The organism is Pseudomonas sp. WC2401 (assembly GCF_041200115.1).
Taxonomy (GTDB): domain Bacteria; phylum Pseudomonadota; class Gammaproteobacteria; order Pseudomonadales; family Pseudomonadaceae; genus Aquipseudomonas; species Aquipseudomonas fragi.
In genome coordinates this window covers 3,201,117-3,225,688 of the sequence record NZ_CP165623.1, presented here as the reverse complement: position 1 = coordinate 3,225,688, position 24,572 = coordinate 3,201,117, and the positions used below count along the sequence as shown (strand labels likewise).

22 protein-coding genes and 1 riboswitch are annotated in these 24,572 nt (G+C 60.5%); of the genes, 15 read left to right on the top strand and 7 right to left on the bottom strand.

Annotation, left to right across the window (positions count from 1 at the left end; translation table 11 throughout):
* Nucleotides 1–4 precede the first annotated feature (4 nt).
* On the top strand, nucleotides 5–508 hold the full coding sequence (locus AB3G35_RS14735) for a PaaI family thioesterase (protein WP_016780924.1): 504 nt from the start codon (nucleotides 5–7) through the stop codon (nucleotides 506–508).
* 61 nt (nucleotides 509–569) lie between these two features.
* On the opposite strand, the gene AB3G35_RS14730 is transcribed toward AB3G35_RS14735, so the two are convergent.
* Entirely contained in the window at nucleotides 570–905 is a 336-nt protein-coding gene (locus tag AB3G35_RS14730; RefSeq protein ID WP_029611411.1) for an RcnB family protein, read from the bottom strand.
* 182 nt (nucleotides 906–1,087) lie between these two features.
* Between AB3G35_RS14730 and AB3G35_RS14725 the strand changes: the two genes are divergently transcribed.
* The 8 genes from AB3G35_RS14725 to AB3G35_RS14690 all read left to right on the top strand — a co-directional run bounded on the left by AB3G35_RS14725 (nucleotide 1,088) and on the right by AB3G35_RS14690 (nucleotide 9,389).
* The gene (locus tag AB3G35_RS14725; RefSeq protein WP_106115902.1) at nucleotides 1,088–1,861 is read left to right on the top strand and encodes an SDR family NAD(P)-dependent oxidoreductase; all 774 of its coding nucleotides are present in this window, start codon (nucleotides 1,088–1,090) and stop codon (nucleotides 1,859–1,861) included.
* Between the two features lie 36 nt (nucleotides 1,862–1,897).
* The gene (locus AB3G35_RS14720) at nucleotides 1,898–3,196 is read left to right on the top strand and encodes an MFS transporter (RefSeq protein ID WP_016780921.1); all 1,299 of its coding nucleotides are present in this window, start codon (nucleotides 1,898–1,900) and stop codon (nucleotides 3,194–3,196) included.
* A gap of 105 nt (nucleotides 3,197–3,301) precedes the next feature.
* Complete coding sequence (locus AB3G35_RS14715; RefSeq protein WP_369781692.1) at nucleotides 3,302–4,459, top strand: DUF1624 domain-containing protein; 1,158 nt, start codon at nucleotides 3,302–3,304, stop codon at nucleotides 4,457–4,459.
* Nucleotides 4,460–4,491: 32 nt separating this feature from the next.
* Nucleotides 4,492–4,689, top strand: a riboswitch (cobalamin riboswitch).
* A gap of 115 nt (nucleotides 4,690–4,804) precedes the next feature.
* On the top strand, nucleotides 4,805–5,818 hold the full coding sequence (locus tag AB3G35_RS14710; RefSeq protein ID WP_169844294.1) for an ABC transporter substrate-binding protein: 1,014 nt from the start codon (nucleotides 4,805–4,807) through the stop codon (nucleotides 5,816–5,818).
* Nucleotides 5,815–6,831 carry an iron ABC transporter permease gene (locus AB3G35_RS14705; RefSeq protein WP_095041293.1) on the top strand — a complete coding sequence of 339 codons (1,017 nt, stop codon included), beginning with the start codon at nucleotides 5,815–5,817 and terminating at the stop codon, nucleotides 6,829–6,831. Before AB3G35_RS14710 ends, AB3G35_RS14705 begins: the two co-directional genes overlap by 4 nt.
* Nucleotides 6,828–7,589 carry an ABC transporter ATP-binding protein gene (locus AB3G35_RS14700; protein ID WP_016780917.1) on the top strand — a complete coding sequence of 254 codons (762 nt, stop codon included), beginning with the start codon at nucleotides 6,828–6,830 and terminating at the stop codon, nucleotides 7,587–7,589. Before AB3G35_RS14705 ends, AB3G35_RS14700 begins: the two co-directional genes overlap by 4 nt.
* Before the next feature lie 22 nt (nucleotides 7,590–7,611).
* A complete protein-coding gene (locus AB3G35_RS14695; RefSeq protein WP_369781691.1) occupies nucleotides 7,612–8,049 on the top strand; it encodes a pseudoazurin in 438 nt (145 codons plus the stop codon).
* The gene (locus AB3G35_RS14690) at nucleotides 8,046–9,389 is read left to right on the top strand and encodes an OprD family porin (RefSeq protein ID WP_369781690.1); all 1,344 of its coding nucleotides are present in this window, start codon (nucleotides 8,046–8,048) and stop codon (nucleotides 9,387–9,389) included. The genes AB3G35_RS14695 and AB3G35_RS14690 overlap by 4 nt, the downstream gene beginning before the upstream one ends.
* 175 nt (nucleotides 9,390–9,564) lie before the next feature.
* On the opposite strand, the gene AB3G35_RS14685 is transcribed toward AB3G35_RS14690, so the two are convergent.
* From AB3G35_RS14685 to AB3G35_RS14675, 3 genes are all read right to left on the bottom strand, one after another.
* On the bottom strand, nucleotides 9,565–10,029 hold the full coding sequence (locus tag AB3G35_RS14685) for a copper chaperone PCu(A)C (RefSeq protein ID WP_369781689.1): 465 nt from the start codon (nucleotides 10,027–10,029) through the stop codon (nucleotides 9,565–9,567).
* 29 nt (nucleotides 10,030–10,058) lie between these two features.
* Nucleotides 10,059–10,664, bottom strand: coding sequence for an SCO family protein (locus AB3G35_RS14680; protein ID WP_016780913.1), 606 nt, complete (start codon nucleotides 10,662–10,664; stop codon nucleotides 10,059–10,061).
* A 278-nt stretch (nucleotides 10,665–10,942) separates the two neighbouring features.
* Nucleotides 10,943–12,346, bottom strand: coding sequence for an MFS transporter (locus tag AB3G35_RS14675; protein ID WP_369781688.1), 1,404 nt, complete (start codon nucleotides 12,344–12,346; stop codon nucleotides 10,943–10,945).
* Nucleotides 12,347–12,472: 126 nt separating this feature from the next.
* Here AB3G35_RS14675 and AB3G35_RS14670 point away from each other — a divergent pair, with 126 nt between their 5' ends.
* The 3 genes from AB3G35_RS14670 (at nucleotide 12,473) to AB3G35_RS14660 (ending at nucleotide 16,446) form a co-directional block, all read left to right on the top strand.
* Nucleotides 12,473–13,132 carry a metalloregulator ArsR/SmtB family transcription factor gene (locus AB3G35_RS14670; protein WP_169910233.1) on the top strand — a complete coding sequence of 220 codons (660 nt, stop codon included), beginning with the start codon at nucleotides 12,473–12,475 and terminating at the stop codon, nucleotides 13,130–13,132.
* Nucleotides 13,133–13,222: 90 nt separating this feature from the next.
* Nucleotides 13,223–14,923: a lipid IV(A) 4-amino-4-deoxy-L-arabinosyltransferase gene (gene arnT, locus AB3G35_RS14665; RefSeq protein ID WP_369781687.1), complete on the top strand. Its 1,701-nt coding sequence runs from the start codon at nucleotides 13,223–13,225 to the stop codon at nucleotides 14,921–14,923.
* Nucleotides 14,920–16,446 (top strand): ArnT family glycosyltransferase, encoded by a 1,527-nt coding sequence (locus tag AB3G35_RS14660; RefSeq protein WP_369781686.1) that lies wholly within the window; start codon nucleotides 14,920–14,922, stop codon nucleotides 16,444–16,446. Before arnT ends, AB3G35_RS14660 begins: the two co-directional genes overlap by 4 nt.
* Before the next feature lie 107 nt (nucleotides 16,447–16,553).
* On the opposite strand, the gene pssA is transcribed toward AB3G35_RS14660, so the two are convergent.
* The 3 genes from pssA to AB3G35_RS14645 form a co-directional block, all read right to left on the bottom strand.
* Complete coding sequence (gene pssA / locus AB3G35_RS14655) at nucleotides 16,554–17,897, bottom strand: CDP-diacylglycerol--serine O-phosphatidyltransferase (RefSeq protein WP_106115911.1); 1,344 nt, start codon at nucleotides 17,895–17,897, stop codon at nucleotides 16,554–16,556.
* Between the two features lie 557 nt (nucleotides 17,898–18,454).
* The gene (locus tag AB3G35_RS14650; protein ID WP_324707921.1) at nucleotides 18,455–19,591 is read right to left on the bottom strand and encodes a glycerate kinase; all 1,137 of its coding nucleotides are present in this window, start codon (nucleotides 19,589–19,591) and stop codon (nucleotides 18,455–18,457) included.
* A 110-nt stretch (nucleotides 19,592–19,701) separates the two neighbouring features.
* Nucleotides 19,702–20,799, bottom strand: a complete 1,098-nt coding sequence (locus AB3G35_RS14645; protein ID WP_106115913.1) for a sugar diacid recognition domain-containing protein — start codon at nucleotides 20,797–20,799, stop codon at nucleotides 19,702–19,704.
* A gap of 158 nt (nucleotides 20,800–20,957) precedes the next feature.
* Here AB3G35_RS14645 and AB3G35_RS14640 point away from each other — a divergent pair, with 158 nt between their 5' ends.
* From AB3G35_RS14640 to rarD (AB3G35_RS14630), 3 genes are all read left to right on the top strand, one after another.
* Complete coding sequence (locus AB3G35_RS14640; protein ID WP_016780906.1) at nucleotides 20,958–22,271, top strand: MFS transporter; 1,314 nt, start codon at nucleotides 20,958–20,960, stop codon at nucleotides 22,269–22,271.
* A gap of 203 nt (nucleotides 22,272–22,474) precedes the next feature.
* Nucleotides 22,475–23,359, top strand: a complete 885-nt coding sequence (rarD, locus tag AB3G35_RS14635; protein ID WP_016780905.1) for an EamA family transporter RarD — start codon at nucleotides 22,475–22,477, stop codon at nucleotides 23,357–23,359.
* A 322-nt stretch (nucleotides 23,360–23,681) separates the two neighbouring features.
* Nucleotides 23,682–24,563 (top strand): EamA family transporter RarD, encoded by an 882-nt coding sequence (gene rarD / locus AB3G35_RS14630; RefSeq protein WP_029611407.1) that lies wholly within the window; start codon nucleotides 23,682–23,684, stop codon nucleotides 24,561–24,563.
* Nucleotides 24,564–24,572 lie beyond the last annotated feature (9 nt).

Sequence of the window (24,572 nt, the reverse complement as noted above, 5' to 3'; positions counted from 1 at the left end):
CGCTATGCCTGAGCTTACCCCTTCGCTACAAGACACCGCTGCGCCGGATGGCGTGTGCTACGGCTGCGGCAGCAGCAACCCCGACGGCCTGCATATCAAGAGCTTCTGGGATGAAGACGGCGTGCATGTGCGCGCCGAGTACCTGCCCGACCCCAAGTACTGCGGCTGGCCCGAGCTGGTGTATGGCGGCCTGGTCGCCATGCTGGTCGACTGCCACTCCAACTGGACGGCAATGGCCTATCACTACCGCATGGAGCACCGCGAAGTGGCCAGCTTGCCACGCATCAGTTGTGTCACGGGAAATCTGGGGATCAAGTTTATCAAGCCGACGCCGATGGGCGTGCCGCTGACCCTGCGGGCCAGGGTCGAGGGCGATGTCGGGCGCAAGACGCGGATCCTCTGCGAAGTGTATGCCGGGGATGTGCTGACAGCGCTGGGCGACTCGATTTTTGTGCGCGTCGATACCGGGCAACTGGCCACTGCTGCCCACGGCCGCGAGGCGGGTTAAGCGCAAACTGGCAGGTACGGCGCGTTCCGGCCATCGCGAGCAAGAACGCGCCGCGCTGTGACTATTTACCCAGTACTTTGCCGTCCCGGGTACGGATTTCCTTGATCACGGCATTGACCCGATTGACCAGCACATAATGCCCGCTGATTTGCACCCATTGTTCATGCTCATCGGGCTGGGGCAGCCCTTTGGCCTTCCAGTCGCTGATCGCAACATCGTCCCGCGTGTATTGATCAGGTGCCTTGTCGCCGTGACCATAGCAACTGCTCAGGTCCATTGATTCGGCCAGGATCTGCCCGGGGTTGCAGTCTGCGGGTTTGGCATCATCGGCCTGCGCGGCATAAGGCGCGACACACAGGAAACCAGCCACTATCGATGCAGAAATCAAGCTGCGCATGTTCACCTCAACGTATGGGAGTACAGGCTCAATGGACAAGCGGGCGCTGCAGTACGTTCCATCGCGATAATCAAAAATATTGATCACCATATCAGCAATGACGATTGGACTGCACCGCCAGCCTGGGGTGAAGTAACCACAGGGCCGGTCAAAATAATAAGCGGCCGTATGTGGAGAACAACATGTCATTCAATATCAGCAGCTTTCAGCTGGAGGGTCGCCGTGCCCTGATTACCGGTTCAGGCCAGGGTATCGGGCTGGAGCTGGCCCGTGGACTAGGCGCTGCGGGCGCTACCGTGGTGATCAACACTCGCAATATCGAAAAATCCCTGGCGGTTGCCGCTCAATTGCGCGATGAAGGCCTGAAGGCTGAATCCGTGGCCTTTGATGTCACCGACCGCGAACAATTGCTGGCTGCGATCAACAGGTTCGAGGCCGATATCGGTGCCATCGATATTCTGGTCAACAACGCCGGTATTCAGCGCCGCGCGCCGCTGGAGGACTTCAGCGCCAGCGACTGGCACGATGTGATGCGCACCAACCTGGACGGGGTCTTCCATGTGTCCCAGGCCGTGGCGCGGCACATGATCGCCCGTGGTCGCGGCAAGATCATTAATATCTGCTCGGTGCAAAGCCAGCTGGCACGCCCCACCATCGCCCCTTATGCCGCCTCCAAAGGGGCGGTAAAGATGCTTACCAAGGGCATGTGCGCCGAATGGGCCCGCCACGGTATTCAAGCCAATGGCCTGGCTCCCGGCTATTTCGCCACCGAAATGAACCGCGCCCTGGTCGATAACCAGGAGTTTTCCGAGTGGCTGTGCAAACGCACGCCGGCAGGTCGCTGGGGACGGGTTGACGAACTGTGCGGCGCAGCAGTGTTTCTGGCCTCCTCTGCCTCTGACTTTATCAACGGTCAAACCCTGTTTGTGGACGGAGGCCTGACCAGCGTTGTTTGACCCGCACCGGCAAAAAAACAATAACAAGGAACACCCATGAGCAACCTTAACGAACAGGCCCTGCCGGCACTCGACCCTGGCAGCGCACAAGCAACGGGCAAGGGCTTCGCGACCAAGCGCTGGCTGTACCTGATCCCGCTGATTTTCATTACCTACAGCCTCGCCTACCTCGACCGGGCCAACTACGGCTTCGCCAGTGCGGCGGGCATCGAGCAGGACCTGGGTATTACCAAGGGCATGTCCTCGCTGATCGGCGCGCTGTTTTTCCTGGGCTACTTTTTCTTCCAGGTCCCGGGGGCGATCTACGCGCAGAAGTACAGCGTGCGCAAACTGGTGTTCTGGAGCCTGATCCTGTGGGGCTTTTGCGCCATGGCCACAGGGTTGGTGACCAATATCCCGATGCTGATGGTTATCCGCGTGTCGCTGGGGATTGTCGAGGCGGCCGTGATGCCGGCCATGCTGATCTTTATCAGCAACTGGTTCACCCGCAAAGAGCGTTCGCGGGCCAATACCTTTCTGGTGCTGGGCAACCCGGTGACCGTGCTGTGGATGTCGGTGGTGTCCGGCTACCTGATCCAGGCCTGGGGCTGGCGCGAGATGTTTGTTATTGAAGGCGCGCCGGCGGTGCTCTGGGCCTTCGTCTGGTGGCGCATGGCGCGGGACAAGCCCGAGCAGGTCAACTGGCTGAGCGCACAGGAAAAAGCCCGGCTGGCTGCCACCCTGGCCGATGAACAGAAAGGCATGAAGCAGGTGCGCAATTACCGCCAGGCCTTCACCAGCCCGGTGGTGGTGCAGTTGTGCTGCGTGCATGCGCTGTGGAGCATCGGCGTGTACGGTTTTATCATGTGGCTGCCGAGCATTATCAAACAGGCGGCCGCTGCGGATATCGTCACCGTTGGCTGGTTGAGTGCGGTGCCTTATGTGGCGGCGGTGGCAGCCATGCTGGTGGTGTCATGGGCCTCCGACAAGACCCAGCAGCGCAAGCATTTTGTATGGCCGCTGCTGGCACTGGGGGCACTGGCGTTCTTTTGCTCGTACCTGCTGGGGTCTTCGCACTTCTGGCTGTCGTTCGCCCTGCTGACCCTGGCAGGGGGCGCGTTGTACGCTCCCTACGGGCCGTTTTTCGCGCTGATCCCGGAGATTTTGCCGGCCAACGTGTTTGGCGGCGCCATCGGCCTGATCAACGCCTGCGGTGCGCTGGGGGCTTTTGTCGGTTCGTGGATCGTGGGCTATCTGATCGGTCTGACCGGCAATCCGGGCGCAGCCTATATCTTTATGACCGCCGGGGTGCTGTCTTCAGCACTGCTGATGGCATGGGTGAAAGTGCGGCACTAGACACCCCGCCGACATTTGCGAATGTTTCTCGAAGGGATGACAGGGCAAAGAGGAATGTTATACAGTATCAATACTATATAACATTCCCTTGCCAGCGATCCCTCAATGACTGCCACTGCCCCTCCCTCACACCAGCGCCTGCTGTCCATCGATGCCCTGCGCGGGCTGGTTATCCTGTTTATGCTGCTGGACCACGTGCGCGAAACGTTTTTCCTGCACCGCCAGGTGGCTGACCCGATGAATATCGAGATCACCGACCCTGCCCTGTTTTTCAGCCGTACCTTGGCCCACCTGTGCGCGCCGGTGTTTGTATTGCTCACTGGCCTGTCGGCTTATCTGTATGGCGAAAAGTATCAGGGCAAACGCGATGTCTCGGCGTTCCTGTTCAAGCGCGGGCTGTTTCTGGTGGTGCTGGAATTCACCCTGGTCAACTTTGCCTGGACTTTCCAGTTGCCGCCGTCGGTGATCTACATGCAGGTGATCTGGGCCATTGGCGTCAGCATGATCGCCCTTGCTGCCCTGGTGTGGCTGCCGAGCCCGGTTCTGCTGGTACTCGGCCTGGTGATCATCGCCGGGCACAACCTGCTCGATACCCTGCATTTTGCCCCGGGGTCAGTGATGCATGTGCCCTGGGCGATTTTGCATGATCGCGGCTGGATTGAAGTGGGTGACAGCTTGCGCATGCGCACCTCCTACCCGGTGTTGCCGTGGATCGGCGTTATCGCACTGGGCTATTGCCTGGGGCCCTGGTTTGCCCGCTCCGCTCCGGCGGCCTTGCGCCAGCGTTATTTATTGCTGGCAGGCAGCGGTGCCCTGCTCGGCTTTGTTGCGCTGCGTTTGCTCAACGGTTACGGCGAGGCGCCCTGGGCCAGCCATGCCGAGACCACACAAACCTTGATGAGTTTTTTCAATATCACCAAGTACCCGCCTTCCCTGCTGTTTCTGGCCCTGACCCTGGGCGTGGGCCTGTTGCTGCTACTGGCTTTTGAGCGGGTACAACAACGCAAGTGGATCAGCACCCTCGCCGTATTTGGCGCGGCGCCGATGTTTTTCTATTTGTTGCATCTGTATGCACTCAAAGTACTGTACCTGGCCTGCGTCGCCCTGTTTGGCCTGAATCAGATCACCTATTTCGGCTTCGACAGCATCGGTGCCGTGTGGCTAACGGCAGTGCTGCTGGCCATTTCGCTGTACTTGCCGGTTCGCTGGTTCGCCAACCTGAAAGCCCGACGCCGGGATATCACCTGGCTTAAGTATTTCTGATTCTGACGGCGGCCCCATTAGCAAACAAGATCGATTATCATCCCGCCGCCGGTCCCCCCACGCGGGGGGTTAAAAGGGAATCCGCAGTGCTGTTACAGCACCCAACGGAACTGCCCCCGCAACTGTAGATGACGAGCCTGCACCAAAATTGCCACTGGGAGCCCCCCGGGAAGGCTGGTGCAGGCGATGACCCATCAGTCAGGAGACCTGCCGGCAAAGTCCAAAAACTAACCGGCGGGGTGTCCGGGGAGGCATCCTGCTTAGTACTGTTGCTGCAGCAGTACCCGATGATGCATTCCCGACCGTGCACCTGTGCCCCGTGTACGATCAAATGGAGATTGCACCATGCTGTTGCACCGTGTTGTTACCCTCATCGCCACCCTGGCGTTGCCGGCACTGGCCCATGCCGCCCCCACACACTACCCCCTGACCCTGCAGAACTGCGCCAGCCCGCTGACATTTCAACATGCCCCGAAAAGCGCGGTAACCATCGGCCAGGCCGGCACCGAAATGTTCTATGCCCTGGGGCTGGGCGACAGGCTGGTGGGCACTTCGCTGTGGTTCAACGATGTCCCCGTGCAATACCAGGCACAGAACGACAAGGTTGAACGCCTGGCCGACAACGACCCGAGCTTTGAAGCCGTCATTGCCAAGCGCCCGGAGCTGGTGGCCGTGCAACTGGAGTGGATGGTGGGGCCGCAGGGGGTTGTGGGTACCCGTGAGCAGTTTCACGAACTGAACATCCCCACCTACCTGATGCCTTCGGATTGCGAAGGCAAGGACAACCTGGTCGGGGCCGACGGCACACGCCTGCAGCCGTTCAGCATAGACAGCGTCTACAAGAGCATCAGCCAGCTGGCCGAGATCTTCGATGTGCAGCAGCGCGGCGAACAACTCAACAATCAGCTCAAGGCCAGCCTGGAAAAATCCATCGCCTCACTCAAGGGCAAGGACCTGAGTTCCACCAGCGCATTGTTCTGGTTCTCCAGTGCGGACATGGATATCGACCCCTACGTTGCCGGGCGCAAAGGCATCCCCGACTTTATGCTCAACACTCTTGGCGTACGCAATGTCGTGGAGTCCGATGAGGAGTGGCCGACCGTTGGCTGGGAAACCCTGGCCAAAGCCAACCCGACGTTTCTGGTGATCGCACGCATGGACCGCCGACGTTTCCCGGCGGATGACGTCGAGAAAAAACTCGAATTCCTGCGCACCGACCCGGTAACCCGCACTATGGATGCCGTAAAAAACAACCGCATCATCGTCCTCGATGCCCATGCGATGCAGGCCAGCCTGCGTCTGTTCGACGGGATCGAAACACTCGCCACTGCCATCCGCCAACACGACTTGCCTAAATGACTGCACGCTTGCTACTGGCCTTGGCAGCCTGTGTTGCACTGTTACTGGCAGTGCTCGCCGGAGTGGCCATCGGTGAAACTCCGATCGCACCCGGGGTCGTGCTGCAGGTACTGGCCAACAAGCTGTGGGCCGCCGGGCATGTGCTGGACCCGATCGACGAAGGGATTGTCTGGAGCTACCGCCTGACCCGAGCCCTGGTGGCTGCGGCCTGCGGTGCGGGGCTGGCCACCTGTGGCGTGGTGTTGCAGTCGTTGCTGCGCAACCCGCTGGCCGACCCTTACCTGTTGGGGATATCCGCCGGTGCTTCGACCGGTGCCGTACTGGTGGCGGTGCTGGGGTTGGGCGCGGGGGCGGTATCACTCTCGGCCGGGGCCTTTGCCGGAGCGATTTGCGCCTTCGCCCTGGTTATTTTGCTGGCACGCGCCAGCGGGCCCACCGGCGCCAGTGCCCAGATCATCCTGGCAGGCATCGCTGGCTCGCAGTTGTTCAACGCAATCACGGCCTTCCTGATCACCAAGTCGGCCAGCTCCGAGCAGGCCCGCGGGATCATGTTCTGGTTGCTCGGCAACCTCAGTGGCGTGCGCTGGCCTGCAGTGTGGCTGGCGGTTCCCGTGGCCGTGGCGGGGCTGGCCGTGTGCCTGTGGCATCGGCGGGCGCTGGATGCCTTCACCTTTGGTGCGGACTCGGCGGCGTCACTGGGCATCCCGGTGCGCCGGGTACAGCTGTTGCTGATCAGTTGTGCGGCGCTGGTCACGGCGGTGATGGTGTCGATTGTCGGCTCCATCGGCTTTGTCGGGCTGGTCATACCCCACGCCGTGCGTTTGCTGGCAGGTACCGGGCATGGTCGCCTGTTGCCCGCCAGCGCACTGGGCGGGGCGTTGTTCCTGATCGCCGCCGATGTACTGTCGCGCACCCTGATAAAAGGCCAGGTGATTCCTGTCGGCGTGGTCACCGCCCTGGTGGGCGCGCCGGTATTTGCACTGATCCTGATCGGCAGGAGACATGCACGATGACGGTACTTAGCTGTAGCGATCTGGGTTACCGCGTGGGTGATGCAAACCTGTTGCAAGGCATCACCCTCAGCGTGCAGCGCGGCGAGACCCTGGGGATTGTCGGACCCAATGGCTCGGGCAAGTCCACATTGCTCAAGTTGCTGGCCAACTTGCGGGTGCCCGGCGAGGGCCTGGTGTTACTGCACGACCAGGCGCTGCGCAAAATAAGCCAGCGCACTATTGCGCAAACACTGGCGGTGGTCGAACAGCATGCCGACACCCATGACGCCATTGGCGTGTTCGATGCTGTTGCCCTGGGCCGGACACCCTGGCTGTCGGCGCTAAGCCCGTGGTCGGCCAAGGACACAGCCATCGTCGAGCAGGCACTGGCCGATGTGGATGCCACTCACCTGCGCGACCGCAGCTGGCGCGGGCTGTCGGGGGGTGAGCGCCAACGCGTGCATATCGCCCGGGCCCTGGCGCAGCGCCCGCAAATACTGTTGCTGGATGAACCCACCAATCACCTGGACATCCAGCATCAGCTGAGCATTTTAAAAACCGTACAGGCCCTGCCCGTGACCACCCTGATTGCCCTGCACGATCTCAACCAGGCCTTGAGTTGTGATCGCCTGGCAATTCTTGAGCGGGGCCGCCTGATGGCGCTTGGCAAACCCCTTGAAGTCCTGACCCCGCAACGGCTGCAGGCCACATTCGGGGTACAGGCGCACTACCTGACTGACCCTTTTGACGGCGCGCAGATCCTGCGCATGCGCGTTTGAACACTATTTAAGAGAGCCCACCATGCGTATTTCATCGCTGACACTGTTGCTGACCAGTGCCCTGCTCTGCACCTCGGCAATGGCACAAACCCACGAAGTCAAAATGCTCACCCGCAGCGCCAATGCCGGAATGGTCTATGAACCGGATTACCTGCGGATTGCCCCCGGCGACACGGTCAAGTTCATCCCCACGCAAAGTGGCCACAATGCTGCGACCCTGCCCGGGCTGCTGCCTGAAGGCGCACAACCGTTCAAGGGCAAGATCAATCAGGAGGTGGAGCAAACCTTCAGCGTGCCCGGCCTCTACGGCATTCAATGTACTCCGCACCTGGCCATGGGCATGGTCATGCTGATCCAGGTGGGCGAGCCTGCTGCCGAGCCCCCGGTACTGCCCGCCACGCTGCCCAAACGCGCACTTGATCGCTTGAATGCGGCACTGCAACAGCAGGTGGCGAAATGAGTGCCGTAAGCACGCGCTCCGCGATCCTGATCGCCCTCGCCAGCCCCCTGGCGTTGGCGGAGTCGGCCCAGGAGCAGGCCAAGGGCTTGATCGAAGACAGTACCTGGAGCCTGGTCAACCGTACAGTTTACGACAACCGTGAGTATCGCCACGGCGCCAGCAACAGCGGCGCTCGCAATGCATACAAACTACGCACCGAACGCAATGGCTATGCCGAAGAATGGGCCTACGGCCTGATGGGCACCTTGCAGTCCGGTTTTACCCAGGGCCTGATCGGTGTCGGTGTGGATGCCCATGCCTATATGGGCCTCAAGCTGGACAGCGGTGGTGGTCGCGCCGGCAAGGCTCGCCTGCTGGGCCTGGATAACGACGGCTACCCCAAGGACAACTACGGCCGCGGCGGCGCGGCCCTCAAGCTGCGGATGTCCAATACGGTGCTGTCCTGGGGCGAACAACGGGTCAAGACCCCGGTGTTCAGTTCATCCGACAGCCGCTTGCTGCCGGAAACCGCCACCGGGGTGTTCCTCACCAGCAACGAGTTCAATGCCCTGAAAATGGTCGGTGGGCATTTCACCGAAAGCACCGACCGCAATGCCAGCAGCCACGACCAGGGGTTCGTGGTCAATTATTCCAATGGCCCCAAGGGCGATGCATTCGACCTGGCCGGGCTGGTGTACACCCCGGGCAAAAACCTCAGCGCCAGCCTCTACACCTCGCGCTACGAGAACACCTGGAACCAGCATTACCTGGGCGCCGTCTTCAGCCACGCGCTGGATGAAAACCGCTCGCTGTCGCTGAACCTCAACCTGTACCGCACCACCGATGAAGGCAAGGCGCTGTCGGGCACTATCGACAACACCACCTGGAGCTTGTTGAGCACCTACGCCCAGGGCCCGCACAGCTTCAGCCTGGGGTATCAGAAAGTGCATGGCGACACGCCATTTGACTATGTGACGCGGGGCGCGATTTTCCTGACCAACGCGGTGCAATTGTCTGACTTCAACGCCCCCAACGAACAATCATGGCAAGCGCGCTACGACCTGGCGATGACCCCCTGGGGCATGCCGGGGCTGGTGTTCAGCGCTGCGTATGTACGAGGCAGCCAGATTGACGGTACGCACGTTGACCCGCGGGGCGGCTATGCGTATCTGGGCTATGGCAAAGGCGGAAAACACTGGGAACGGGACCTGGAAGCGCGCTATGTGGTGCAGAGTGGTGTGGCCAAGGGCACCATCATGTCATTGCGACACAATGTTCATCGTGGCAACACTGCACAGGCCGAACTGGATGCGGACCAGATTCGCCTTGCGGTCGAATACCCGCTGACGGGGCGATTTTGATGATTAACGGCCTATAAAACTGTAGTCGCTGAGGAGCGAAGCGAGGCTGCGACCGGGTGCGCAGCGCCCGTAAGATCGGGCAGTGCGGTACACCGAGTGCTCAGGGTTCACGGGCGCTACACACCCGGTCGCAGCCTTCGTCCCTCGGCAGCGGCTACAGGCTTTTAACCGTGTTTCAGTGCATCGCACCATGGTCGTGGTGCATCGGCATGCTGTTGAGTGCCCGCGCCTCGGCCTTGACCTCAATCAGCTCCTTGACCCCTTTGCTGTCTTCAACAATCAGGGTCAAGGGCACTTGATCACCGGCTTTAACCTGGTTCATCAGGTCAATCAGCATCACATGGTAGCCCTCAGGTTCGATGGCCACGCTCTTGCCTGCAGGCAACGCTACCGCTGCCACCGGCTGCATGCTCATCACATCGTTTTGCATTTTCGACTCGTGGATCTGCACCGTCCTGGCCACCGGCGAGCGGACTTCAACCAGCTTGCTGTCGGTGCTCGAAGTAATGTGCATAAAGGCACCGGTCGAAGGCTGGCCGGCCACGGTGGCGCGTACCCAGGCATCGTCCACAACAGTTTGCGCAGAAACATGCAGACTCATGCCCAGCAGTGACAACAACAGATACTTAACAGGCTTCATAGGTTTGGCTCATTCCAAAGGGCACAGGATCAGCAGACTGACATCACTGTCAGCAGGTCTTCGGCACACTGCTTGGCGGACAGCGAAGGCGACAGGCCAAGGCGCAATACACCACGGGAATCGAACACGAAACTGGTCGCGGTGTGCGACAGGGTGTACGAATCGCCGGTCGGGATTTTCTCGTAAAACACCTTGAATTCCTTGGCCGTGGCCGCGGTTTCTTCCAGGGTGCCGGACAAGGCGATAAAACTCGGGTCGAAGGCTTTTACATAGGCATCAAGCATCGCCGGCTTGTCGCGCTCAGGATCCAGGGTGATAAACACCACCTGCAGGCGGTCACCGTCGGGGCCCATCATTTTCTTCGCCTGGGCGGCACGGGCCAGCGCTGTCGGGCACACGGCCGGGCACTGGGTAAAGCCGAAGAAAATCATCGGCATCATCCCGCGAAAGCTGCCCAGCATCATTTCGTTGCCTTGCGCATCCCTGAGCTTGAACTTGCGCCCGAGGATTTCATTGCTGAGGTCTTTGCCGTATTTGTATGACAAACCGCTGCCGGGGTCGCAACCTGCGATCAACCCCAGGCTGAGCAAGCCAAGACCGGTGACTACGCGGCGGCGAGTCAGTAAATCATTCATGTCAGGTTCCTTTAAGCGGCCTTTTCCAACGAACAAGGCCTTTAACCTGCGCACTGTCAGGCAGGTGTGTACGCTGCCCGATGCCTGGAGTGACCGGCTCGGCGCGCACGATTGCTGTGGGGTAGACGTGTTGCATGGGCATGGAATTTACCACTGTCGCAGGTCTGTCGCACGGCAGCCATGCCCCTCAATGGTGCATGGCCACGCCGCCAGCCCGTAAAACCGCGGGGTACAGCAAGACCTGCGACAAATCGACACAGGCCTGATTTCTGGCGGATTCAGCGCTTTGCGCTATGGGCAATCACCTGCTGTACCGTAACAAACAGCAACGCCGACAACACGGCATACAGGCCAAAGAGCCAGGCGGCAGCACTGGCGGCCCCTGTCACGCCACCTGGCGTGGTTAAACCGGCCATATTGGCAATCATCCCCGCCAATGCTGCACCGATCGCCGTGGCGATCAGTTGCACGGTGGTAATGGACGCACCGGCAATGTCCTTTTCACTGTCTGGCACATTGGCCAGTACGCGAGTGAGCAGATGAGGCCACGCCAGCCCGATACCTGTACCGACCCCCATCATTGCCAGGCACACGCCGGTCAGGCTGAGCAATGAACTGCCGCTTAGCGGTACACAGACAGCTGCCAGCGCCAGCCCCGACACCACAAAGAGCGGGCCGCAACGGATGGCCCGATTCGCCGATGCCGGTGCCAGGCCGCTGCTGTACAGCGCGCCCAAGGTCCAGCCAGCGGCCATCAGGGCTGCAATATAGCCCGCCACCAGCGGCGTTTGCAGATGCAGGACCTGCAAGAAGTACGGAACAAACACTTCGCTGGTCATGCCAATGACCATCAGGCTCATCGACAGATAGATCGGCAACAGGGCACTGCCAGGGGTCAAGCTGTGTTTGGGCAACATGCGATGCCTGTCGCTGCCTTCGACACGGTACACGGCATACAACAGCACCAGCCCGGACATCAGGCCGAGCGCGTTATACAGCGGCGATGGCGTGATGCTGCCCAGGGCAATCGCCAGCACCACGCCGGTCAACAGCACCAGTTGCAGCCAGGGCAGGATCAGACGAGGGGGGGCCTCGACGCTTTTGCCGGGCAACATGGCCCAGGCCAGCAGCATAAACATCAGGGTCACCGGGATCAGCGCCCAGAATGCTGCACGCCAGGCATCGTACTGCGCAAATACCCCGCCCACGGCCGGACCAATCAAGGTCGCGGCGCCCCACATACCTGAAATCAGGGCCATTGCCCTAGGCCACAGGCCTTCGTCGAACACCAGGCGAATCATTGAATACGGCAGGGCAAACAACAGCCCGCCACCCAAGCCTTGTATGGTTCGCCCCAATACCAGCACGGCCATGTCCGGGGCGCTGCTGCACACCGCGCAACCCAACGCAAACACCAGCCCGGCGAGGCTGTACGCGAGCCTGGGGCCAAGGGCCGAGAGGCATTTGGCCGATAATACCGAGCCGATGATCGAGGCCACCACAAACAGCGTGGTGTTCCACGCGTAATAGTCCAGCCCGCCGATATCCTTGACCACCGAGGGCAAAATGGTTGTCACCAGATAGACGTTGATGGCATGCAGCGCCACCCCGCCTGCCAGTGCCGCTGAGCGCAGCCCGTTGCTGCCCCATAGCAATGCCGACCATCCCGATGCCGTTGTCATTTGCCTTCCTTGAATGCCATTTATTGCAATCAGCCTATTATAAAAGGAAAGTCTTTGGTAATTAATTTATCATCCGGGCGGTATGATTCCAGCCCACAAACCTTATGACCCTGGTGGCTTTGTTCTATGCCCGTGACCGACTCCCCTGATGCTGCACGCAACACCGGCGCCACTGCCGAGCGCATCCTGTTTCTGCTCAAAACCCGCGGGCCGCTGAAAACCGCAGATCTTGGGGCCATGCTCAATATCACCCCGGAAGCTGCGCGCCAGCAGGTCCAGAAGCTGGTAGACGGCGCCATGATCGTTGGCTGCCTGATGCCGCCGGTTGGGGCCGGACGCCCTTCGCAAAAATGGGTTTTGACCGATGCCGCTCAAGCCAGATTCCCCAACACCCATGCACAGCTCACGGCGCAGCTGATTGACTCAATCAAGCTGATCTACGGCAATGAAGGGATCGATAAAGTGGTCGAGAGCATGGAGCTGGCCAATACCCGCGAATACGTTGCCGCCTGTGAGCAAGGGCGAACTCTGCAAGAGAAAGTTCAATTACTGGTGGATATACGCGACACCGCCGGGTATATGGCGAGCATGGAAGCTGAAGGCGACAACTGGCTGATCATCGAAAACCACTGCCCGATCTGTGTTGCGGCGCAGCAATGCCAGGGTTTTTGCCGGGCCGAGTTGCAAGTGTTCCAGGCAGCCATCGGTGACTGCGGGCAGGTTGAGCGCACAGAACACATGATCGCCGGCAGTCGCCGTTGCGTGTATCGGGTAACCCCCGCTTGACGCGCATTTTTTTCACATTGGCTTCACCTCCCTGCCACCTCCTCCCGATTAACGTGCCGGCCATAACTTACGTCGATAACAGGCGCGCAGATGGAAAGCATGGCTGGCGTTGTACCTCACACTACCCGCACTCAAGGTCTTGAACGCTGGGCAATACCCGGATTGATCCTGGCGTTTGTGGTGTTTTACCTGTTGCCCCTGATGATCCACGGCTTGTGGATTCCTGACGAAACCCGCTACGCCCAGATCGGCCAGGACATGCTCCATAGCGGCAACTGGGTGGCCCCGCACTTTATGGGTTTGCGCTATTTCGAAAAGCCCATTGCCGGTTACTGGATGATCGCCATCGGACAGGCCGTATTCGGTGACAACCTGTTCGGTGTGCGTATCGCTTCGGCGCTGAGTACCGGGCTGAGCGTGTGGCTGGTCTGGCTGATCGCCGGGCGGTTATGGCGCGACCCGCGCAAGCGTTTCGCCAGTACCCTGATCTATATGAGCTTCGGCCTGGTGGCCGGGCAAGCCGGGTATGCCAACCTCGACCCGCAGTTCACTTTTTGGGTCAACCTCAGCCTGGTGGCCGTGTGGTTCGCCTTCGACAGCAGCACTCGGCGTGCGCGCCTGTGTGCATGGGCCGTACTGGGACTGGCCTGCGGTATGGGCTTTATGACCAAGGGATTTCTGGCCTGGTTACTGCCCGTATTGATCGCCGTGCCCTATGCCTTGTGGCAGCGGCGCATCAAGGAGGTGCTGAGCTATGGCCCGCTGGCGATCCTTGTGGCAGTGGCGATCTGCCTGCCGTGGGCGCTGGCGATCCTTCATCAGGAGCCGGACTTCTGGCAGTTCTTTTTCTGGAACGAACATATCCGTCGTTTTAGCGCGGCCGATGCGCAACACACCCAGCCCTGGTGGTTCTACCTGCCGATCCTGCTGGCCGCCAGCTTGCCCTGGGCTGCCCTGCTACCCAACACGCTGATCGATGCCTGCAAGCAAAGGCGCGAACCGTTGACAGGTTTTCTGTTGCTGTGGCTGCTGCTGCCACTGGCGATCTTCAGCCTGAGCAAGGGCAAGCTGCCCACCTACATCATGCCGTGCCTACTGCCTTTGGCCCTGCTGATGGGCCATGCCGTGGTTTCATGGAGGGAGCAGGCAAAGGGTCGCATCCTGCGTATCAACGGCCTGTTGAATGTGCTGTTGGCGGTGGCCGGGCTGGTGGGGCTGGCTTACCTGCAATTGAGTCGCGCGGTGTATGCGAACACCGAGGTGTTCAGCCTGTCGCTGGCCTATATCGTGTTGCTGGGATGGCTGCTGAGCAATGCCTTGCAAGCTTTGCGCCCGCTGCTGCTGTGGGCTGCACCTGCGGTGGGCATGGGAGTGCTGGTGGCGCTGTTGCCCGCCGCGATGCCCGGGGTGATCGTCAACAGCAAAATGCCCGATCAGTTTATTGCCGAGCATGTGCAGGAGCTGAGCGAGACCAACACGCTGCTAAGCAATGACCTGGGCGCGGCATCGGCCCTGTCCTGGCGCCTGGGCCGGCCTGAAATTACGCTCTATAACACCACCGGCGAGCTTAAATATGGTTTGGGTTATGCCGATTCAGCCGGGCGTCAGGTTGATATGGATACCATCGATCGCTGGATGAAGGAGGCACGTTTACGCGGCTCGGTCGGCGTGGTCATGCGGGTTCATTCAGCGCTGGAAACCCACGAAGTCGAGTTGCTGCCGCAGGGCGGCAAGCGCTACGAACGCGGTGATCTGGCGATTTTTATCTTCCCCAAGGTTCAGCCTGAATGACTCTGATCAAACGCTGGAACAGCGAGCAAAAAGCCTTGCTGGTGTTGTTGGCCGTGTCTGCCCTGCTCTTGTTGCTGGGCCTGGGTTCACGGGAGCTGTGGGGCCCGGAAACCCGCTGGGCCAATATCGCCCTGCAGATGATGCAAAGCGGTGATTACCTGGACCCTTATCTCAAGGGCTCGCCCTACTACGACAAGCCCCTGCCCTCGTACTGGCTGATCACGGCCAGTGCCGGGCTAATGGGCGGGCTGGGGCATTGGTCACTGCGCCTGTCTTCAGTGTTTGCCGCCTGGCTGAGCGTATGGCTGGTGTACCTGATCGGCGAACAGTTGTTTCGCAAGGGTACCGGGCTGATCGCTGGCTGGATGCTGGCCACGACCTTCTACTTTGTATTCTGGGCACGGGTGGCCACGGCTGACATCCTTACCGTGTTCGGCCTGCTTGCGGCCGTCTGGTGGTACTGGCGCGGACCTGATGACACGCGTTTGAGTCGCTACTGTGTGTTTTTCCTGTTGCTGTCCCTGACTTCGCTGCTCAAGGGCCTGATCGGTTTTATCCTGCCAGGGCTGGTGCTGTTGCCTCATCTGCTGAGCGAACAACGCTGGAAACGCCATCTCAACGGGCGGCTGTTGCTGGCCCTGGTCATTGCCGGGGCCGTGTACATGCTGCCCTTCGTGCTGTCGCGCCTATATGGCGCGCCCACCTATGGCGAGAGCGGGCTGGGACTGGTGCTGCGTGAGAACGTGGTGCGTTTCTTCAACCCCTTTGACCATATGGGGCCGATTTATACCTACCTGATTTACCTGCCGGCCTACACCTTGCCGTGGGCGCCCTTCTGGATGATCGGATTGTGGGTTGCCCTGCGTCAGTGGCGCCATATCGAGCCCAATACGCGCTGGCTGGTATGGGGGCTGGGTTTGTTGTTTGTGTTCTTTACCGCCAGCGGCAGTCGGCGCAGTTATTACGTGTTGCCGCTGGTGCCTTTTGCGCAGCTGTTGGCCGCCTGGTGGGTGACCCGGCGCCTGGCGCAAGGCAAAACCAACCCACGCCGCTGGAACATCGGTTTCGGCATGAGTGCGACGTTACTGCTGTTGGTGCTGGGGGTGTTCTATCCGTGGTCCAACGGCGGCGGCGGGATTGTGCAGTTTGGCCAGGACGTGAAGGCGCAGGCCAGCAAGCAGGCGCCCTGGGAGCAATGGCGCATGGTGATGATCGATGTGGACAACAAGCTGCCGATGTATGTGCAGAACGGCGGCGAACCGTTTTTCTATGTCGACCAGAGCCAGGATTACCCCCGCGATGGCGACAGTGCCGGTTTGATGGCCTGGCTGGACAAAACCAGCGGCCAACATTTCAACCCGCAACGCACGCTGATCTTTGCCCAGTATCGCAGTGGCGATCCCCTGCCCCTTGGCTATTTGAGCGTGGATCACCAGACCCTCATCAGCCAGCCGGACAACGGCGACCGGTTATTGCACCAGCGTGAGGGTGGCAGCGTGGTGTATATCCCGCAAACGCCCTGACCCGACTCGGCATACTGTGGGAGCGGGCTTGCTCGCGATGGCATCGACGCGGTTTACCTGACAGACCGCGCCGTTTGAATCGCGAGCAAGCCCGCTCCCACAGATGTTTAGAGAATCCGGTAAAGCAGGCGTTCGATTCGCACCCGGCTTACGCGACGCAGGAACTTGGCCACCGCTGGCGGGTAATCGACCAGGGTTTCCAGGTTCTTGAAGCTGTCGATACGCTGCGTGTGGGCGAAGATCGTTTCCAGCTCCTTGCGGCGCGGTTCCAGCAACTCACGGCGCGGGTCGTCGATCAGCAGGCCGTTTTCCAGATCCAGGCGAAATGCACGCGGGTTGAGGTTATTGCCGGTCAGCAAGGTGTAGCGGTCATCCACCCACATGCCTTTGAGGTGGTAGGTGTTGTCACCTTCGCGCCACAGATGCAGGTTAAGCAGGCCATTGTCGATCATCCGCTGATGGCTCTTGGCAAACCGGCGCAGGCTCATTTCATACAGGTACGGCAACGCCGCGATAACCCGGAACGGCTCGCTCGGCGGGATGTAGAAGTCGTTGGCGGTCTTGTCACCGACCACGATATCAATGCGCACCCCACGCTCCAGGGCGCGATTGATTTCCCGGGTGACCGGCAAGGGCAAGTTGAAATACGGCGTGCAGATGGTCAGCTGTTGCTGGCTGCTGGCAATCAGTTCGCAAATCACCCGGCTCAGTTGATTATTCTTGCCTACCCCCAGCAGCGGGCTGACCGACAGGCCAAAGTGGCCGACCGTTCCGGCGCTGGTGTCGTAGCTGGCTTTTTTCAGGTGGCTGCGAAAATCCCCGATGGCGCTGCGCAGGCTGCGGGTGGTCGGCAATGTGGGCAGGTCGAGACGATGCACGGCCTTGCTGGCGATCAGGTCGTGTTCGACAAAACGCTGCATGGTGTCGGCCAGTTGCTTGTTGTGCAGCAGGTGGTAACGGTCGAAGCGATACTTGTCGAGCTTGTGCAGGTACACGTTGTTCAGGCTGGCGCCGCTGTAGATCACACAGTCGTCGACAATGAAGCCCTTAAGGTGCAACACCCCGAACAGTTCCCGGGTTTGTACCGGCACACCATAAATGGGTACCTGGGTCGGGTGTGCTGCAGTCTGTGCCTGGTACCAGGCCGCGTTGCCGGGCTGTTTGCCGGCACCGATCAGCCCGCGCTGGGCGCGCAGCCAGTCAACCACCACGGCAATCTCCAGCTCGGGGCGTGCAGCCTTGGCCGCGTGCAGGGCATCGAGGATTTCCTGCCCGGCTTCGTCCTGTTGCAGGTACAAGGCCACCAGCGTGATGCGATGGCGTGCACCTGCAATGTGCTCCAGCAGGCAGCGACGAAAGTCCGCAGGGCTGGGCAGGATGCTTAGCGCATCGGCGGACAACGGAAAGCTGCGCAGTTTAGGCAGCAAGGAGCGTTTGAAGAGCGACGGCATAGGGCTCGCTAAGGGTCGAATGCGAAGAGCCGCAAAGCTTACACGATTCTGTGATAAGTGACCTCAATGTGGGAGCTGGCTTGCTTGCGATGCAGGCTACGTGGTCTGTCTGGCAAACCGCAGCGATGCCTTCGCGAGCAAGCCCGCTCCCACAGGGGAATCAGGTCAGCATCAGACCTTGAGTACGCCGCTGAAACTGTGGGAGCTGGCTTGCCTGCGATGCGCGCGACGCGGTCTGTCTGGTAAACCGCAGCGATGCCTTCGCGAGCAAGCCCGCTCCCACAGGGGAATCAGGTCAGCATCAGACCTTGAATACGCCGCTGAAACTGTGGGAGCTGGCTTGCTTGCGATGCAGGCTACGTGGTCTGTCTGGTAAACCGCAGCGATGCCTTCGCGAGCAAGCCCGCTCCCACAGGGGAATCAGGTCAGCATCAGACCTTGAGTACGCCGCTGAAACTGTGGGAGCTGGCTTGCCTGCGATGCGCGCGACGCGGTCTGTCTGGCAAACCGCAGCGATGCCTTCGCGAGCAAGCCCGCTCCCACAGGGGGAGGTGTATTTAACCCCGGGCCAGGATCAGCAACCGGGCAATGTCCCGCGCCCGGTCGGTGAGCAATGGCGCCGCCCGGGTGCAGGCGTCCTGCAGGGTCATCGGGCCGCTGGCAATTGCAAATGCAGCGTTGATCCCGTGCTCGTACAACGCCTGATAACCCTCGCCCAACGTGCCGGCCAATACCACCACCGGGACACCTTCAGCGCGGGCGATGCTCGCCACGCCAAAGGGGGTTTTGCCGCGCAGGGTCTGGGCATCAAAACGGCCCTCCCCGGTGATCACCAGGTCAGCGCCCTTCACCGCTTCTGCCAACCCCACAAGCTCGGCCACTACTTCAACCCCAGCGCGGAACTGCGCGCCAAAAAACGCCTTGGCAGCAAAACCCAAACCTCCGGCAGCGCCCGAACCCGGCTCGTGGCGCACATCCTTGGGCAGCACATTTGCGCAGTGATCGGCAAAGTGCCCAAGCGCCTGATCCAGCAAGCGCACCTGTTCGGCCGATGCGCCCTTTTGCGGGCCGAAAATAGCCGAGGCACCGTGTTCGCCGCACAGCGGGTTGTTAACGTCGGCGGCAATTTCAAAGCGCACTTCGGCCAGGCGCGGGTCCAGGCTCGCCAGTTCGATACGCGCCACATGGGCCAGTGCCAGGCCGCCGCGCGGCAGGCTGTTGCCCTGGGCGTCGAACAAGCCCAGGCCCAGGGCCTGTAGCGCGCCGGCCCCGGCGTCATTGGTGGCACTGCCGCCGATGGCCAGGATCACCCGGCGAGCGCCGGCATCCAGTGCGGCCCTGATCAGTTCGCCGGTGCCAAAGGTGCTGGTGATGCAGGCATTGCGCTGCTCCGGTTTGAGCAGCTGCAGGCCGCTGGCTTCGGCCATTTCGATAATGGCCGTGTGGCTGTCCGGCAACCAGCCCCAATGGGCCTCTACCGGTGCGCCCAGCGGGCCTTGCACATGATTGCGGCGCAACTGGCCATTACCGGCGGCGACAATCGCCTCCACCGTGCCTTCACCACCATCGGCCATCGGGCATTTAACCAACTGCGCGTGGGGCATGACATCAGCCAGCCCTGCGGCGATCGCGTCGGCGACTTTTTCGGCGCTCAGGCTGTCTTTGAACGAGTCGGGGGCAATCACGATTTTCATGGGGCGAATCTCCAGTTCTTATGCCTTCCATGCTGCCAGCAACGGGGCGAAAACACGCCAGTCGGGCGCACAAGCAATCACGGGCTTTGTTGTTCATTTGGACAAGACGCTCAACCCTGGGGCAGCAACTGCACCCCCAGATACAAGGCCAGCATGCCGTTGAGGCTCAACGGATCAACCCCGCTCAGTTCTGCGATACGTTCCATGCGATAACGCAGGCTGTTGCGATGGATCCCCAGCGCATCGGCGCAGGCCTGGCTCTGGCCGTCGTGCTCACACCAGCTGCGCAGCGTGGCGATCAGTTGCCCGTTAGCATCCTTGGCCACCACTTTATGCAGCGGCCCGAGCAGCTCTTCGAGGGCGTCGTCATTACGATGGCGCCACAGCATCACCGGCAAGCGATAGCGATTGAGGGTCAGCAGGCGGGTCTGCGGCAGCACATCACGGCCATAGGCCAACAAGTCACCCACGCGGCGGTAACAGCGGCGCAAGCCCTTCAGGGCATCGGCCTGCCCGCCTGCAGCAATGCGCAGCACCTTCCAGCCTTGTCCGTCGAGCCTCTCCAGCAAACGCAGATCATCCAGTGCAGCCGTTGCAGGCCGACACCACAGCAGGGATCCGGTTGCTGGGCACACACACCAGCTGTCGGGGTAGCGCGATTGCAGCCAGGCACTCAGGGCCTCGGCACTCTGCCCCTGGCCCAATTCAAACAGATAGGGAATGCGCGACAACTGCGGCTTGAGCCCCAATTGCTGCGCTTCATCGATCAGCCGCGGAGAGTCACCGCCCTCGCTAAGCAGCAACGCCACCAGATCATCACAACGCTGGCGGCGCCATTGTTGCTCGGCCTGCTGGAAGCGCTGGCCCACCAGCATTTCAGCAGTCATGCGCACCAGTTCGGCATAGGTGCGCAGCAGCTCGGGCTCGCCGGTCAGGCCCAGCACCCCGATCAGGCGCTGGTCGAGCAGCAACGGTAAATTGATACCCGGCTGCACACCCTTGAGGCACTTGGCGGTTTGCGCGTCGATTTCCACCACCCGTCCATTGGCCAGCACCAATTGCGCCCCTTCGTGCCGGGTATTGATACGCTCAGGTTCACCACTGCCCAGGATCAAGCCCTGGCTGTCCATAACGTTTACGTTGTAAGGCAAGATGGCCATGGCGCGGTCAACGATGTCCTGCGCCAAATCGTGGTCCAGTTCAAACATGGGGTGACTATCCTTGGATACATTTGTTCACGGGCACAGTCGACGGAGCAAAATGCTGTGCGACAGCACAAAGACAGCGGCGTTGTGGTGACCGAGACTCAAGCTGCGGTCAACGTTACCCCTGGATCGTGAAAAAACATAATAAAGAGAGACATAAGATGTCACAGAGCGCCACCGCATCGCTGATCAGCGATGACGATAAAAACGCCATCTACAAGCGCATCACCCTGCGTTTGATCCCGTTTATTTTTATCTGCTATCTGTTCAATTACCTTGACCGGGTAAACGTCGGCTTTGCCAAACTGCAGATGCTCGACGCACTCAAGTTCAGCGAAACCGTCTACGGCCTCGGTGCCGGGATCTTCTTTATCGGCTATGTGCTGTGCGGCGTGCCGAGCAACCTGGCCCTGACCCGGTTCGGTCCGCGGCGCTGGATCGCGCTGATGATGATCGCCTGGGGCACGCTGTCGACCTGCCTGATGTTTGTCACCACCCCCACCGGCTTCTACCTGCTGCGCCTGCTGACCGGCGCCGCCGAGGCGGGGTTTTTCCCGGGTGTGGTGCTGTATCTGTCGCAGTGGTTCCCGACCTTTCGCCGTGGCCGGATCATGGCCCTGTTCATGTGCGCCATTCCGGTTTCAGGCCTGATTGGCGGGCCGTTCTCCGGCTGGATCCTCAGCCATTTCGCTGCCGGCCAGGGCGGTCTTGCCGGCTGGCAGTGGATGTTCCTGCTGCAAGGCGTGCCTACCGTACTGCTGGGCGTGCTGGCGATCTACCTGCTCAGTGACAGTTTTGCCAACGCCAAATGGCTGGGTGCCCACGAGCGGGCGGTACTGGAAGCTGACCACCGGCTGGATGCGGCGAGCAAACCGGCCTCTTCCACTGATTCGCTGCTGGCGGTATTCAAGAACCCGGCCATATGGGCCTTTGGCCTGATTTACTTCTGCATCCAGAGTGGCGTGTATGCGATCAACTTCTGGCTGCCGTCGATCATCAAGAACCTGGGCTTTAGCGACACCCTGGTGATTGGCTGGATCAGCGCCATTCCCTACCTGCTGGCAGCGGTATTCATGCTGCTGGTAGGGCGTTCTGCCGACTTGCACAAGGAACGCCGCTGGCACCTGGTGGTGCCGATGCTGATGGGCGCGCTGGGGCTGGTGATTGCGGTGAACTTCGCCACCCAACCGGCCATTGCGATTCTCGGCCTGACCATTGCCACCATGGGCGCGCTCACCGGTTTGCCGATGTTCTGGCCCGTACCCACAGCGATGCTCAGCGCTGGCGCGGCAGCCGGCGGGCTGGCACTGATCAACTCAATGGGGCAGATGGCCGGTTTTCTCAGCCCGTACCTGGTGGGTTTTGTCAAAGACGCTACAGGCTCCACTGATGTGGCCCTTTACCTGCTGGCGGCGGTGATCGTAGGTGGCAGCCTGCTGGCACTGCGCATGACCCGCGGGATCAAGAACGCTTAATCAAGCACAACCTGTGGGAGCCGGGCTTGCCCGCGATGGCAACACCGCGGTCTGACAGACAGACCGCGGCGTCTGCATCGCAGGCAAGCCAGCTCCCACAGATGCTCTGGCGCCCACAATCAATCAAGGATTTGCCCTACAGCCCGCCGAGCCTCAAGCTACGCACTTCTAATAATCAAAATGCGTGTTTCAACGAGGCTGTTGTGTCCAAAGGTATTGTTCTGTCTGTTCTGGCATCGAGCCTGTTCGGTGTCATGTATTACTTCACATCCCTGCTCTGGCCCTTGAGCGGCGCCGAGATCTTCGGCTGGCGGATGCTCCTGACCCTGCCCTGCATGACCCTGTTCATGTGCTTTTCCGGCGATTGGCGATTGATTCCGGCGATTTTCTCGCGGCTGCGCCAGCAACCCCGGTTCGCTGCAGTGCTGGTGGCATCCAGTGCACTGGTGGGTGTGCAGCTCTGGCTATTCCTCTGGGCGCCACTCAATGGCCACAGCCTTGACGTATCCCTGGGGTATTTCCTGTTGCCGCTGACCATGCTGCTCACCGGGCGCCTGGTGTATGGCGAGCAACTGTCCCACTTGCAAAAAATTGCTGCGGCACTGGCCACTCTCGGGGTCGCCAACGAGGTGTACCGGGTTGGCGGGTTCTCCTGGACGACGTTGGTGGTGGCCATCGGCTATCCCTTGTACTTTGTGCTGCGCAAACGCGCAGGCACCGACAACCTCGGCGGCCTGTGGGTCGACATGTTGCTGCTAATGCCGGTGGCATGGTGGTTTGTGCAAAGCGGTGAGCAAGGCTTTGACGTGGCCAGCCATCGCCCGGCGCTGTATGCGCTGATCCCGATGCTGGGAGGCATCAGTGCCCTGGCACTGATCAGCTACATCCTCGCCAGCCGAATGCTGGCTTTCAGCCTGTTCGGCTTGCTCAGTTACGTTGAGCCGGTGCTGCTGGTACTGGTGGCGCTGCTGCTGGGTGAAAGCATCAGCGCGGGGCAATGGCTGACCTACCTGCCCATCTGGCTGGCGGTGCTGGTACTGATTTATGAGGGGTTCAAGCACCTGGTGCGTCAGCGCCGATCTGTGTAGCGACCCGGTTTCCATGTGGGAGCGGGCTTGCCCGCGATACAGGCAATGGGGTCTGCCTGATGCACCCCGTCGCTCCGATCGCGAGCAAGCCCGCTCCCACAAGCAGCCGCAAAACACACCGTTAATCAGTTTTTTTGAAAAACACGAACGCACGTTTTAAACGACTTTGGCCCAGTAATTGCTTGCGTTTTTTAAACTTAAACATCACCAACAAGAATCACTCCCAAGTAACTGGTTTAAAAGGCGTTTGCCAATGACCTCCAACAGCCTCAAGCTATGTGCCCACTCACATGAGTAACGTTGTAGATCCATTGAGGTTGTTGTGTCTAAAGGCATTGTTCTATCGATTTTGGCTTCTTGCTTGTTTGGCGTTCTGTACTGGTTCACCTCCCTTCTCTGGCCCCTCGATGGCCAGGAAATCTTCGGCTGGCGAATACTGATCTCGCTGCCCTTCATGACCCTGTTTATCTGCCTCTCTGGCGATTGGAAATGGGTTCCGATAATTTTCAAGCGCTTACGCGATAAACCTCTACTAATTCCTTGCGTACTGCTCACCAGTTTCCTGGTGGGTCTGCAGCTTTGGATGTTTATGTGGGGGCCGCTCAACGGGCACGGCCTGGATGTATCGCTGGGTTACTTCCTGTTACCCCTGACGATGATCCTCACCGGGCGCATTGTGTACGGCGAGCACCTGTCGCACCTGCAAAAAATCGCCACGGCCCTGGCCGTGGTCGGCGTGGCCAATGAGCTGTATCGCACCGGCGGGTTTTCCTGGACGACCCTGGTGGTCGCCATCGGTTACCCGATGTACTTCGTGCTGCGCAAAAAGATCGGCATCGACAACCTGGGTGGCCTCTGGCTGGACATGTTGCTGATGGTTCCGGCGTCCCTGTGGTTTGTGCTGGCAGGGCCGCATATCGACCTTGGCGAGCAACGCCAGGCGCTGTATGCGCTGGTCCCGCTGATGGGCATCATCAGTGCTGCCGCCGGCTTCTCGTATATCCTGGCCAGCCGCCTGCTGCCCTTCAGCCTGTTTGGCCTGCTCAGTTATGTCGAACCGGTACTGCTGGTCGCCGTCGCCCTGCTGCTGGGCGACAGCCTGCAAGACGGTCAATGGCTGACCTACGGGCCGATCTGGCTGGCGGTGGTGGTACTGATCATTGAAGGCTTGAAACACGTGAGCCGCCAGCGCCGCTCCATCTAGGCCGCAACA